13 protein-coding genes are annotated in these 12,800 nt (G+C 62.6%); 4 read left to right on the top strand and 9 right to left on the bottom strand.

Translation table 11 applies throughout. The annotated features are described in order from the left end of the window. Positions 1-51: 51 nt before the first annotated feature. The 8 genes from LB553_RS28715 to LB553_RS28680 form a co-directional block, all read right to left on the bottom strand. Positions 52-1,155, bottom strand: coding sequence for an ABC transporter ATP-binding protein (locus LB553_RS28715; RefSeq protein WP_224518327.1), 1,104 nt, complete (start codon positions 1,153-1,155; stop codon positions 52-54). Next, complete coding sequence (locus LB553_RS28710; RefSeq protein WP_224518325.1) at positions 1,155-2,261, bottom strand: ABC transporter ATP-binding protein; 1,107 nt, start codon at positions 2,259-2,261, stop codon at positions 1,155-1,157. Before LB553_RS28710 ends, LB553_RS28715 begins: the two co-directional genes overlap by 1 nt. Then, complete coding sequence (locus LB553_RS28705) at positions 2,261-2,479, bottom strand: hypothetical protein (RefSeq protein ID WP_224518323.1); 219 nt, start codon at positions 2,477-2,479, stop codon at positions 2,261-2,263. Before LB553_RS28705 ends, LB553_RS28710 begins: the two co-directional genes overlap by 1 nt. Continuing rightward, positions 2,476-3,432: a carbohydrate ABC transporter permease gene (locus LB553_RS28700; RefSeq protein ID WP_224518320.1), complete on the bottom strand. Its 957-nt coding sequence runs from the start codon at positions 3,430-3,432 to the stop codon at positions 2,476-2,478. Before LB553_RS28700 ends, LB553_RS28705 begins: the two co-directional genes overlap by 4 nt. 1 nt (position 3,433) lies before the next feature. Next, complete coding sequence (locus tag LB553_RS28695; protein ID WP_224518318.1) at positions 3,434-4,339, bottom strand: carbohydrate ABC transporter permease; 906 nt, start codon at positions 4,337-4,339, stop codon at positions 3,434-3,436. Positions 4,340-4,403: 64 nt separating this feature from the next. Then, entirely contained in the window at positions 4,404-5,720 is a 1,317-nt protein-coding gene (locus tag LB553_RS28690) for an ABC transporter substrate-binding protein (RefSeq protein ID WP_224518316.1), read from the bottom strand. 353 nt (positions 5,721-6,073) lie between these two features. Beyond that, entirely contained in the window at positions 6,074-6,769 is a 696-nt protein-coding gene (locus LB553_RS28685) for a TetR/AcrR family transcriptional regulator (RefSeq protein WP_224518315.1), read from the bottom strand. Positions 6,770-6,789: 20 nt separating this feature from the next. Next, a complete protein-coding gene (locus LB553_RS28680; RefSeq protein ID WP_224518313.1) occupies positions 6,790-6,990 on the bottom strand; it encodes a hypothetical protein in 201 nt (66 codons plus the stop codon). Here LB553_RS28680 and LB553_RS28675 point away from each other — a divergent pair. The 3 genes from LB553_RS28675 to LB553_RS28665 are packed head-to-tail and all read left to right on the top strand — an operon-like array spanning position 6,980 to position 9,512. Beyond that, a complete protein-coding gene (locus tag LB553_RS28675) occupies positions 6,980-8,176 on the top strand; it encodes a Tm-1-like ATP-binding domain-containing protein (protein WP_224518311.1) in 1,197 nt (398 codons plus the stop codon). The two genes, LB553_RS28680 and LB553_RS28675, sit on opposite strands and share 11 nt — an antisense overlap. A 12-nt stretch (positions 8,177-8,188) precedes the next feature. Continuing rightward, positions 8,189-9,049 carry a phosphoenolpyruvate hydrolase family protein gene (locus tag LB553_RS28670; protein WP_224518309.1) on the top strand — a complete coding sequence of 287 codons (861 nt, stop codon included), beginning with the start codon at positions 8,189-8,191 and terminating at the stop codon, positions 9,047-9,049. A 46-nt stretch (positions 9,050-9,095) separates the two neighbouring features. Next, positions 9,096-9,512, top strand: a complete 417-nt coding sequence (locus LB553_RS28665; protein ID WP_224518307.1) for a cupin domain-containing protein — start codon at positions 9,096-9,098, stop codon at positions 9,510-9,512. A 73-nt stretch (positions 9,513-9,585) separates the two neighbouring features. On the opposite strand, the gene LB553_RS28660 is transcribed toward LB553_RS28665, so the two are convergent. Continuing rightward, on the bottom strand, positions 9,586-10,776 hold the full coding sequence (locus LB553_RS28660) for a M24 family metallopeptidase (protein WP_224518305.1): 1,191 nt from the start codon (positions 10,774-10,776) through the stop codon (positions 9,586-9,588). A 331-nt stretch (positions 10,777-11,107) separates the two neighbouring features. On the opposite strand from LB553_RS28660, the gene LB553_RS28655 reads away from it, so the two are divergent. Then, the gene (locus tag LB553_RS28655; RefSeq protein ID WP_224518303.1) at positions 11,108-12,718 is read left to right on the top strand and encodes an ABC transporter substrate-binding protein; all 1,611 of its coding nucleotides are present in this window, start codon (positions 11,108-11,110) and stop codon (positions 12,716-12,718) included. Positions 12,719-12,800 lie beyond the last annotated feature (82 nt).

Raw genomic sequence — 12,800 nt, 5'->3', positions numbered from 1 at the left:
ATCAGGAAGGCCACCAGTGCCGCCAGCAAGGTCGCCGGCTAAGCCCGACTTCTAGCCGGCGTGCCGCAGGCTGACGCCGCTGCCCTTGTCGAACATCACCACCTTGTCCGGGTTCCAGGCAAAGCGCACCGGCTGTTCGATCGCGACATCGGTCCTGGCCGGCACGGTCGCCCGCAGCATCGTGTCGCCGATCCTGAGCGTCAGGATCTTCTCCACGCCATGGTTCTCGACATCGTGGACGCGTGCCTCGACCGGCGCGCCGCTCTCCAGATAGACGTCCTCCGGACGAATGCCGAAGACGAGCGGGCGACCATCGGTCGCGCCGCTCGCCCGGCCCCCGCCAAAGCTCTTGGCGCCAATTGTGAGCGGCAGTTCGAAATTCACCGGCGCCATCACTGCGCGGTCGTTAACCAGCCTGCCGTCGATGAGGTTCATCGGTGGCGAGCCGACGAAGCTCGCGACATAGGTGTCGCGCGGATTGTTGTAGATCTCATGCGGCGTGCCGGTCTGGACGATCCGGCCATGGTTGAGCACGCCGACCTTGTCGCCCATCGACATGGCCTCGATCTGGTCATGCGTGACGAACAGGAACGTGGCGCCGAGCTGCATCTGCAGGTTCTTCAATTCCGTGCGCAGCGCTTCGCGCAGCTTGGCGTCGAGCGCCGACAGCGGCTCGTCCATCAGAAACACGCGCGGCTTGCGCACGATCGCGCGGCCGATCGAAACGCGCTGCATCTCGCCGCCGGAAAGCCGGTCGGTCTTGCGGTCGAGCAGATGCTCGATACGAAGCGTGCGGGCAGCTCGGGCGACGCGGTCCTTGATCTCGGCATCCGGCAGCCGGCGGATCTTCGGCTTCAGCGGGAATTCGAGGTTCTGCCGCACCGTGTAGCGCGGATAGAGCGAATATTGCTGCAGCACCAGCGCCACGTCGCGTTCGGCCGCGCCCCAGTCGGCGACGTCGACGCCATCGATGAAGACCTGGCCCTCGGTCGGCTTTTCGAGCCCTGCAATCAACCGCAACGCCGTCGTCTTGCCGGCGCCGGTTTCGCCGAGCAGCACAAAGAATTCGCCGTCGGCGATGTCGAGGTTGAGTCCGATCAACGCCGTGTGGCCGCCGAACTTCTTGGTGATGTTCTTCAGTTCGATATGGGCCATTACAGCCTTACTCCGAGTGACTTGCCACTTGCCGTGTCGAAGAAATGCGCCTGCTCGGGATCGATGCGCACATGGACCTTTTCGCCGGGACCCGAGACGTAACCGGCCTTGGTGCGGGCGCGCAGCATCTTGGAGCCGATCTTGAGGTCGACAATGTCGAAGGATCCGAGCGGCTCGATGATGCTCGCCTCGACCGGCATGTAGCCCGGCGCCGCATCGTGCCGGACGAGTACCCCCTCCGGACGGATGCCGAGCGTCAGCCCGCCATTGGCTGCATGCCCGTTGAGCTTGGACAGGAGCTGGCGCGGGAACTCGAAGCCGGCCGGCGCATCGCCAACGGTAACGGAGGCAGCGCCCGCCTGATCCGCGACACTGGCCTCGGCGATGTTCATCACCGGGCTGCCGACGAACTGCGCCACGAACAGGTTTGCCGGATGCGAATAGACATCGTCCGGCGTGCCGACCTGCTGGATGAAGCCTTCATGCATGATGACGATGCGGTCGGCGAGGCTCATCGCCTCAATCTGGTCGTGCGTGACATAGATCGTGGTCGACCCTTGCTTGACGTGCAGGCGCTTGATCTCGGCGCGCATCTCCTCGCGCAGCTTGGCGTCGAGCGCGCCGATCGGCTCGTCCATCAGCATTGCCTTCGGGCGCCGCACCAGCGCACGACCGATGGCCACGCGCTGCATGTCGCCGCCCGAGAGCGCCGACGGCCTCTTGTCGAGCAGATCGGTGATGCGCAGGACCCGGGCGACCTCGCGCACGGACTTGTCGACCTCGCCGCTGCTCATGCGCGTTGCGCGCAGCGGAAAGGCGACGTTCTCGAACACCGTCATATGCGGGTAGAGCGAGAAGGACTGGAACACCATGGCGATGTCGCGATCAGCGGCCTTGAGGTGCTGCACCGCCTTCCCGTCGATCAGGATGTCGCCCTTGTCGATCGTCTCCAGCCCGGCTATCGCGCGCAGCGTCGTGGTCTTGCCGCAGCCCGACTGTCCGAGCAGCACGATGAATTCGTTGTCGGTGATGGCGAGGTCCAAATTGTGGATGACCTGGACGGCACCGAAGAATTTCTCGATGCCGCGAAGTTCGATCTGTGTCACTACCGGGCTCCCTCATGCGCCGCGGCGCCGGTTTCCTCGCCGCGCTCCGGCGGAATCTTCGACGTGATGTTGAAGCCGATCAGCCCGGCCAGGATGATCGTCACGCCGTAGGAATGCAGGTTAAGGCTCCATGGCTGGCAGAGCGCGACGATGCCCAGCACCATGAGTATCTGCGAGGCCGGCAACAGGTATTTTTCGTTGATGGCGCGAAAACTCATTTGCGGATCGCTCCGAACGTCACGCCGCGCAGCAGATGATTGCGCAGCAGGAAGGTGAAGATCGCAACCGGCAGCAGGAACAGGAAGGTGCCCGCCGCGATCGTCGTCCAGTCCGGCAGGCCGGAGCCGATCTGCGACGGAATGAAGGGCGGCGCCGTCTGCGCCCGCCGGTTGGTCATGATCAGAGCGAAGGCGTATTCGTTCCAGGCGGTGATGAAGCAGAACACGGCGGTGGCGGCGATGCCGGTCGCGGCCTCGGGCAGCACGATCTTGAAGAAGGCCTGCATGCGCGTGTAGCCGTCGACGAGTGCTGCCTCCTCATACTCCTTCGGGATCTCGTCCATAAAGCCCTTCATCAGCCAGACCGAGAAGGACAGGTTGAAGGCGACGTAGAGGATGATTAGCCCGATATGCGAATCGTTGAGGCCGACCATCCGGTACATCAGGAACATCGGGATCGCGACCACCACCGGCGGCAGCATGCGCGTCGACAGGATGAAGAACAGCAGATCCGCTTCGCCGGCGATCTTGAAGCGGGAGAAGCCGTAGGCGGTGAAGGTTCCCATACCCACCGCCAGCACCGTGCTGATCACCGCCACGATCAGGCTGTTCATGAACCGGTCGGGATATTGCGACAGCTGAACGTCCTTGCCGACCTTCAGCACGCGCTCCCCGCCGTCATAGATGCGCTTCTCCCACCAGGGCGCGGCATCATAGGCTTGCGGGTCGACGGGTTTCTGCATCTGCACGCGCTTGGTAAAGAGCCGCACGAACGGTGTCACCTCTGGCTCGAACAGCACGGTCGGCGGCACGCTGACGGCGAGTTCCTTCGGCTTGAAAGCCGTGGAGGCGATCCAATAGATCGGCGCCAGAAAGACCAGCGTAGCTATCAGCACCGCGGCGATGGCGATGCGGTTGAAGGCGACCTCGGAAGAAGTGCGGACGGCGGCCATGTCAGCGCTCCTTCACCTTGTTGAGATACTTCACGTAGAGGTTGGTGATGGCCAGCACCATGATCAGCACGATGTAGGCCAGCGCGCAGGACTTGCCCGTGTCCCATTGCTGGAAGGCCTGCTTGTAGAGCCGGATCGCGATCAGCTCGGCCGTCGGCTGGGTGGTCATCGTGTAGGCAATGTCGAAGGTCTTGAAGGCTTCCATGGTGCGGAAGATCAGCGCGATCAAAAGGATCGGCGAAACCAGCGGCAAGGTGATGCGGGTGAAGGTATACCACCATCCGGCACGGTCGATCGCGGCCGCTTCGTAGAGATGCTGCGGCACCGCCGAGAGTCCGGCGAGTGAGAGCAGCATGACGAAGGGCGACCACATCCAGATATCGGTGATCGCGACCGCGTAGAGCGCGCTGTCGGGATTGGAGAGCCAGGCGAAGTCGCCAAGCCCGAACACATAGTTGATCGGTCCCCAGGACGGGCTGTAAAGCAATTGCCAGAACAGGCCGACGACCGCCGCCGACATCATCATCGGCAACAACAGAAGCGTGGTGATCAGGCCCTTCATCGGGAAGCTGCGGTTGAGCAGAAGGGCGAGGCCGAAGCCAACGATCATCTGCCCGGCCACGGACACGATGACGTATTTGGCCGTGATGACGAAGTTCGACCAGATGTGGTCGTCGCTCAGCAGCTCGCGATAATTCTGTAAGCCGACGAACTGCCAGGGCTCCGCGCGGTTGGCCGCGAAATTGGTGAAGGAATAGCCGAGCGAATAAATCAGCGGAAAAATGTTGAAGACGATCAGAAAGATCAGCGTCGGGATGATGAACAGGTTGCGGATGGTCAGATCGGACCAGCCGCGCGCGGCGGCCCTGGACGCGGGATCAAGATTGGTGAGGGCTACCGAAGCCAACTTTGTCTCCTGAAAATAGGAATGCCGGAGGGGAAACCCTCCTCCGGCATTCTGACTGTGATGCTTACTTGTAGCGGTTGTACTTGGTGAAGGTCGCCTTCCAGTCGGCGGCGGTCTTGTCGAGCGCCTCCTGGGCGGTGCCCTTGCCGCCGACCACGAACGGATAGATGTTCTGGTTCAACTGATCGAGCACTTCGGCGTATTCAGGCGTTGCCCAGAAGTCCTTGACCATGAACATCGTGTCGTAGAACGCCTTGTTGTAGGGCGTTGCGTTCTGGAAGGCTTCAGACTTCAGCACGGCCTGACTGCATGTGTAACCGCCGAGCTCGGCCCACTTCTTCTGCGTCTCGTCCTTGATGAACCACTCAAGGAACTTCATCGCCTCGTCCTTATTCTTCGAATACGAGACGACGGAGATGCCCTGGCCACCGAGAGCGGCGAAGCGCTTGCCGTCGGGCCCGGCCGGATTGGCGAAGAAGCCGGTGACGTCGGCATAAGGGTTAGTGGCTTTATTCACCAACGGCGGGAAGAAGGCGAAGAAGTTCATGCTCATCGCGGCGAGGCCACCTGTGATCGCCTGATTGTCTTCCACGAAGAAGGTCTTGCCCCAGCCCGGAGGCGTGAACTTGTAGAGTTGCTTGTACATGTCGAGGCCAGCGGCAGCCTCTTTCGAATTCGTGATGCCGTCGACCTTATAGGTTGCGTAGTCGCCGAGATCGCCGCCATAGCTGAAGATGGCGCTTTCGACACCCATCGCCATCGCGTCATAGGAGTTGTCGGTGTAGATAGCGACGCCGTAGCGCTTCTGGTCCGGACGGTAGAAGAACTCGGCGATGTCGCGCAACTGCGCGTAGGTCGTCGGCACGGCGAGGTCGTAGCCGTATTTGGCCTTGAAGGCTTCCTTCTCCTTCGGGTCCTCGAACCAATCCTTGCGATAGGACCAGCCGATGGCATCGCCTTCCAGCGGGATTGCCCAGTACTTGCCGGAGCCGCCGGGATACTCGGCATAGTATTTGATGGTGGCCGGCGCCATCACGTTGCCAAGCTTGTGCTGGTTGAAGAAGTCGGTCAGGTCGACATAGTGGCCTTGCGTCGAACCGGCGCCGAGCCATTGCGAATCGCCGACGACCATGTCGTAGGCGTCGCCATGCGCGTTGAACTCGGTGAAGGCCTTGGTCTGGAAGTCGGGCCACGGCGTCGTCTGAACCGTAACCTTCACGCCGGTTTCGGCCGTGTAGTCGTTGACGAGTTCCTGCAGGTAGTTGGCCGGATCCCATTCCGCCCAGAAGATGGTGAGCTCCTTATCCTGCGCGCGGACGGACGTCCCGCAGGCAAGCGCTAGGCCGATACCAGCAAGCACGCTGGTCACTAACTTGCGCATAGTTTTCCTCCCTTGTGCGCATTCTACCGTGTCATGCGGGGACGGCAGCGAAGCCGGCCCTGGTAGTTCCTCCTGTGATGGCATCTCTCCGGTTCCAGGCCTCCTCGCCCTGCCGGAAATAGATCGCAGCCTTCACTTTCGATCCGCTTTATTCATCTTGATCTGGTATTACCAATTCTGCCTTGACGTCAAGCGCTTTCTTGAGTGGCCGACGGCAGCCAAATAAGCCAAATATTACGACATCTGCCTGTTTTCCCACGTTTTTCCTACTCCTTGATATGCAAAGGCCTTGTGACGAGCCGTTCACTCCAATTAACATTCAAAACTGTCCCAGCAATCTGGTCGAACCAGATTTAACCGATCGTCGCCTCAGGCGTCGCCGACATTCCTGTCGATTTTGCATCTGATTCCGCCATTGCGGCGCGCACCAGCGCGCCCGCCGCCCATTGCGCCACCGACACCATCTCGGCGCTATCCAGTCCCCAGATATCCTTCAGCACCGTCACCACCTCGACCCCGAACATCAGCGACAGCGCCTGCGCCAGGCGTTTGAACTGGCGGGGCTTCAGGCGGCCCTTGAGCGGCCCGATCGCATCCTTCAACAGGTCGACGCGATGGCCGCGCGTGAAGGCAGGCTCCGATCCGAGCGTGCCTGCCTGGCGCCGCGCCCATTGATCGAGGGACAGTTTCAGCGCCGCCTTGAACGTCGCCTCGAAGGCCTCGATGCGCGGCATCGCGGTCGCGAACAGATCCGCCACGCGCCGCTCGGCATCGTCGGATGCCGACTTCCAGGTGAGGATCGGGCCGAGCCCTTCATCGACTACAGCCTGCACCAGCGCCGCCTGGCTGGGGAAATAGCGGTAGGCGGTCGCGCGCGACACCTCCGCCGCCTCCGCGACCTCGCTGACCGAAGGGGTCATGCCGGACTGCATCAGCCTCGTTGCCGTTTCCAGCATCAGCCGCCTTGTGCGGGCGCGCGGCCCCTTTTCGACGGCCGGCGCCTGGGCGGCATCATCGCTGGAGGCGGCTTGTTGACGTGAGACATCCATGTCAATACGATACGCGCGTCTCAAAAATTTGCAATGGCGCGACGCCGGGCAATAACGGGGTCCCCACCAGCGACGAGGTTTTTGCCGAGGAGCTTAAGGGTGGGGCAAAAAATACGGTCCCCACCAGCGACGACGCTTTTGCCGAGAAGCTTTAGGGTGGGGCAAAAAAGGCCGGCGGCAAAGCCGGCCATGCCGGACGGGGAACCGCGGATGAAGCGCATCTATGTGATCGGCACCGCCGACACCAAAGGCGAGGAACTCGCCTTCCTGGCCGATGCCGTCGCCAAGGCCGGCGGCGCGGTCGTCCGTGTCGATATCGGCACGCGAGGCGCGACCGTCCCGGTGGATATCCCTGCCAGCGAGGTCGCCGCGCATCATCCCAAGGGAGCCGGCGCTGTTCTCGGCATCGACGATCGCGGCACCGCCGTTGCCGGCATGGGCGCGGCCTTCGCCAATTTCATCCAGTCACGTGACGACATCGCCGGGGTGATCGGCATCGGCGGCGGCGGCGGCACCTCGATCGTCACCGCCGGCATGCGGGCGCTGCCGCTCGGCCTGCCGAAGATCATGGTCTCGACATTGGCCTCCGGCGATACCGCGCCTTACGTCGACATCTCCGACATCATCATGATGCCGTCGGTCACCGACATGGCGGGACTGAACAGGCTCTCCCGCATTGTGCTGCACAATGCCGCCCAGGCGATCGCCGGCATGGCTGCGAGGCCCGCCTCGACCGACGCCGGCAAGCCGGCGCTGGGGCTCACCATGTTCGGCGTCACCACGCCCTGTGTGACCGCGATCGTCGAGCGCTTGCGCGCCGACTATGACTGCATGGTCTTCCATGCCACCGGCACCGGCGGCCGCTCAATGGAGAAGCTCGCCGACAGCGGTCTGCTGGCGGGTGTCCTCGACATCACCACGACCGAGGTCTGCGATTTCCTGTTCGGCGGAGTGCTGCCGGCCACGGAAGATCGCTTCGGCGCGGTTGCCCGTACGAAATTGCCCTATGTCGGCTCGGTCGGCGCGCTCGACATGGTCAACTTCTGGGCGCCGCCGACAATCCCGGAAAAATATCGTGGGCGGCTCTTCTACGAGCACAATCCCAATGTCACGCTGATGCGCACCACCGCCGAAGAATGCCGCCGGATCGGCGAATGGATCGGCGGCCGCCTCGCCCGATGCGACGGTCCGGTCCGTTTCCTGATTCCGGAGAAGGGCGTATCGGCGCTCGATATCGAAGGCGGCGCCTTCTTCGATCCGGAAGCCGACGCCGAGCTGTTTGACGCCATTGAGCGCACGATCGGTCCGACCAGGGACCGCACCGTCACCCGCCTGCCGCTGCACATCAACGACCCCGCCTTCGCCAAGGCTGCGGTCGAGGCATTTCTCGACATCGCCAGGACATGAGAGACGACAAGCATGGCTGCCATCCCACGCAAAACGATACTGGAGAAATTCCGCAAGATGATCGCCGACCGTGTGCCGATCATCGGCGGCGGCGCCGGCACCGGCCTGTCGGCCAAGGCCGAGGAAGCCGGCGGCATTGACCTGATCATCATCTACAATTCCGGCCGCTACCGCATGGCAGGGCGCGGTTCGGCCGCCGGCCTGCTCGCCTATGGCAACGCCAACGAGATCGTCAAGGAGATGGCCTATGAGGTGCTGCCGGTGGTGAAGAAGACGCCGGTGCTGGCCGGCGTCAACGGCACTGACCCCTTCGTCATCATGCCGCTGCTTCTGGCCGAGTTGAAGACGATGGGCTTTTCCGGCGTGCAGAATTTTCCGACCGTCGGCCTGTTCGACGGCACCATGCGCCAAAGCTTCGAGGAGACCGGCATGGGTTTTGGGCTCGAGGTCGACATGATCGCCGAGGCGCACAAGCTCGACCTGCTCACCACACCTTATGTCTTCAACCCCGACGAGGCGCGCGCCATGACGAAAGCTGGAGCCGACATCGTTGTCGCCCATATGGGTGTGACGACCGGCGGCTCGATCGGCGCCACCTCGGCGAAAACGCTCGACGCCTGCGTGAAGGAGATCGACGCCATTGCCGATGCGGCGCGCTCGGTGCGCAAGGACATTATCCTGCTTTGCCATGGCGGGCCGATCTCGATGCCGGAAGACGCGCGCTACATCCTCGAGCGCTGCGAGGGGCTGCACGGCTTCTATGGCGCAAGCTCGATGGAACGGCTGCCGGCCGAAGCGGCGATCGCCAGGCAGACGGCGGATTTCAAGGCGGTTTCGCTGGAGCATCGGACCCAAAAGTGGAAGCCGGTCTAGGGAAAATCCGATGCTCCGACAAAAACGAAAAGGAAGGCATGAGGCAATGGCCGATAAGAGCAAGGTGTTCGTCTACCCGAAGGATGTCAGCGCCTTCGGCTTTGATTGGGGCAAGCTGTCGCTCACGGTCGCGCCGGAAGTGAACGGCGCGGAGAGCTTTTCCGGTGGCGTCGTCGACCTGCCGCCCCGCAAAGGGCATACCCGCCACAACCATCCGGGCGCCGAAGAGATCATCTTCGTCATCTCCGGCAATGGCGAGCAGATGGTCGAGGACGAGAACGGCAATCCGGTGGTGGCGAAAGTCGGCCCCGGCTGCACCATCTACGTGCCGGAAAGCCGCTTCCATTCGACGCTGAACACCGGCGACCAGCCGATGCAGCTCTTCGTCGTCTATTCGCCGGCCGGACCGGAGCTGGCGCTGCGCGACCTGCCGGATTTCAGGCTGCTGCCGGCGGGTCAGTAACGGTCTTTCCTTCTCCCCCTTCTACGGGGAGAAGGTGCCCGAAGGGCGGATGAGGGCAGCGCCGACCTTCTCCTTAAGAAATCCCGCCCCGATTCCACCCGCGCCCGCGATCCCCGAACATCACATAGCCGGCGTCGGTTACCGCCACCGTGTCCTCCAGCTTGATGAAGCCGCGCGACGGGTGAAGCATGGTCGTCTCTACCGACAGCACCATGTTCTTTTCCAGCGGCTTGGCTGCATAGGTGCCCTCATAGGCGACCGGGTGATTGGTCATCAGGAACGGCGCCTCATGCGTGATCAGCCCCATGCCGTGAGCGAAGAAATCCGTGTAGGCCGCGACCTTCGAAGCCTTCAGCACGCTCTCCGCATGCGCGATCATGTCTCCGCCCAGTATGCCGGCCTTGACCTTGGAAAACGCCGCCTGCTGCACCGCTTCGACTTCGGCCAGAAGATCCTCGAGCTCGGCATCCGGCTCGCCAAGCACACCCATCCGGCAGAGGTCGCCGATATAGCCGTGGTAGTTGCCGCCGGAATCGATCGACATCACTTCGCCCTTCTTCCACGCCTGGCTGGACGCGGCGCGGTTGTGGCTGGAACCCAGCGTCAGCAGGCAATATTCGAAATGCGCGCCGCGACTAGTCTCCTCGCGCCTCAGCCGCTCGATGATGTCGGTCTTGCTCGTGCCCTCGCGCGCCCAGCCAATCGTCGCCAGCATGGAATCGGTGATCAGCTCGGAAGCGATGCGCAGTTGTTCGAGTTCCGCCTCGGTCTTGATGGCGCGCATACGCTCCAGCATGTCGGTCGCGTCGATCAGCTTTGCATCCGGCAGCGCCTTGCGGATCAGCGTGTAGGCATCCGACGGCAGGAAGGCCGGCTCGATGCCGATGCGGGCGGCTTGCTTGCCGATCTGTTTGAGATGCTCCACCGCCAGATTGGCGGCATCGAGCGTGCCCCAGCAGGCGGCATGCAAGGTCGGCGTCCAGAACGGATGATTCTGATGTTCGCCGCCTTCCATCTTGTTGCCGATATAGGCTGCATGTTCCGGCCCGCCCTTTTCGTAAAGGACGATCGGCAAATAGCGGCTGTGACCGATCGCATCCATCGCCGCGAAGAAGATGAACCTGTAGCCGCCGAGCAGATATTGCGTGTTGTGCTTGGAGGTGGCGAAGAGCACGTCGATGCCGGCCTCTTCCATCAGCCGATCCACCCGCGCCTGATCGAACGGGACATTGCTGACCTCGGCTTTGCCCGGAGCGATGTTCATCTGCCTCTCCTTGTTTTCATCGGCCTCAGGAGCGCCGAACGTCATGATGTATGGCTGTGGCCAAATCTGCATCTTTTTGGCCACTCTGGTCCAGCCAGAATTGATCGCTTTGCGCCAAAGGCGGTTTCTGTCCAAATCCCGATCACGCTTCTCTGAAATCTGGTCCTGCCAGATAAGAGCGTGAGAGCCTCTTTCGGCTGGCTGGTCCAGCGGACGGAAATTTCAAAGCCAAGCCATGATGCGCCAAATCCGTCTCTGGCGAAACCTTTGCCAAGGGCCATAATCACCGGATTGCAGCGCCTGCTAAGGCGCGAAGAGGGGAGTTTGAGCGATGTCCGAATTGACGATTTCACGCCGCGGCCTGCTGGCCGGCTCGGCGCTGCTGCTGGCCTCCACCGCATTGCCCACCATCGGCCTTGCGCAGACGCCCAAGAAGGGCGGCCGGCTGATCGTCGCCGCGGATTCCGAACCGCGCAACCTCAACCCGGCGATCGTCGCCTCCAACGGCGTCTTCTTCATTTCCAGCAAGATCGTCGAGACGCTGGCCGAAGCCGCCTTCGATGGCAAGGACGGGCTGCAGCCGCGGCTCGCGCTTTCATGGGAAGGCGCTGCCGACGGCCTGTCGGTGACCTTCAAATTGCGCGACGGCGTCAAATGGCATGACGGCAAGCCCTTCACCTCGGCCGACGTCGCCTTCTCGGCGCTGCAGATCTGGAAGCCGCTGCAAAATCTCGGCCGCACCGTATTCAAGGACCTGGAGGCCATCGACACGCCGGACGAGCTCACCGCAATCTTCAAATTCGCCAAGCCGACGCCGTTCCAGCTGATCCGCAACGCACTGCCGGCGCTGTCGAGCGTCGTGCCGAAGCACCTCTATGAGGTGGGCAAGATCGAGGAGAACCCGGCCAATAACGCGCCCGTCGGCACCGGTCCGTTCAAATTCGCCGAATACAAGGCCGGCCAATATTACCGGCTGACCCGGAACGACGCCTATTGGGGCAAGGACGAGCCTTATCTCGACGAGATCGTCTACCAGGTGCTCCCTGATCGCACGTCCGCCGCCGCGGCGCTCGAGGCGGAAGAGATCCAGCTCGCCGCCTTCTCCGCCGTGCCGCTCGCCGACCTCGACCGCATCTCCAAGGTGCCCGGCCTGAAGGTCATCACCAAAGGCTATGAGGGGCTGACCTACCAGCTCGTCGTCGAGATCAACCACCGCCGCAAGGAGCTGGCCGATCTGAAAGTGCGGCAGGCGATCGCGCATGCCATCGACAAGGATTTCGTCGTCAAAACGATCTTTCTCGGCTACGCCGCGACCGCAACCGGCCCGGTGCCGAAGAACGATCCGCAATTCTACACCGCCGACGTGCCGACCTATCCCTTCGATATCGCCAAGGCCAATGCGCTGCTGGACGAAGCCGGCTACAAGCGCGCAGACGACGGCAAGCGCTTTGCCCTGAAGCTGCTGCCGGCGCCCTACTTCAACGAGACGAAGCAGTTCGGCGATTACCTGCGCCAGGCGCTCGCCGCGATCGGCATCGACGCCGAGATCGTCAACAACGACTCCGCCGCGCACATCAAGGCCGTCTATACCGACCACGCTTTCGATCTCGCCGTCGGCCCGCCGGTGTTCCGTGGCGACCCGGCGATCTCGACCACCATCCTAGTGCAGAGCGGCATTCCCGACGGCGTGCCCTTCTCCAACCAGGGCGGCTACAAGAACGCCGACCTCGACGCGCTGATCGCGAAAGCATCGGAGACACTCGATCCGTCGGCCCGCACGGAGCTCTACAAGGAATTCCAGAAGAAGGTCGCGGCCGATTTGCCGCTGATCAACGTCGCCGAGTGGAGCTTCATCTCCGTCGCCCGCGATACGGTCGGCAACATCGCCAACAACCCGCGCTGGGCGGTATCGAACTGGGCGGACACTTATTTGGAATCGTGACACACTCGCGCGGATGAGAGTTCGCGAGAGAATGGGAACTTGGGCAAAGGCCGAGTTCCCGCCCACCCCCCTCTGTCCAGCC

The sequence above is a fragment of the Mesorhizobium sp. CA8 genome, assembly GCF_020164955.1.
Lineage (GTDB): Bacteria > Pseudomonadota > Alphaproteobacteria > Rhizobiales > Rhizobiaceae > Mesorhizobium.
Note: the sequence above shows the minus strand (reverse complement) of the source record. Positions and strands in the feature narration are given on the sequence as shown.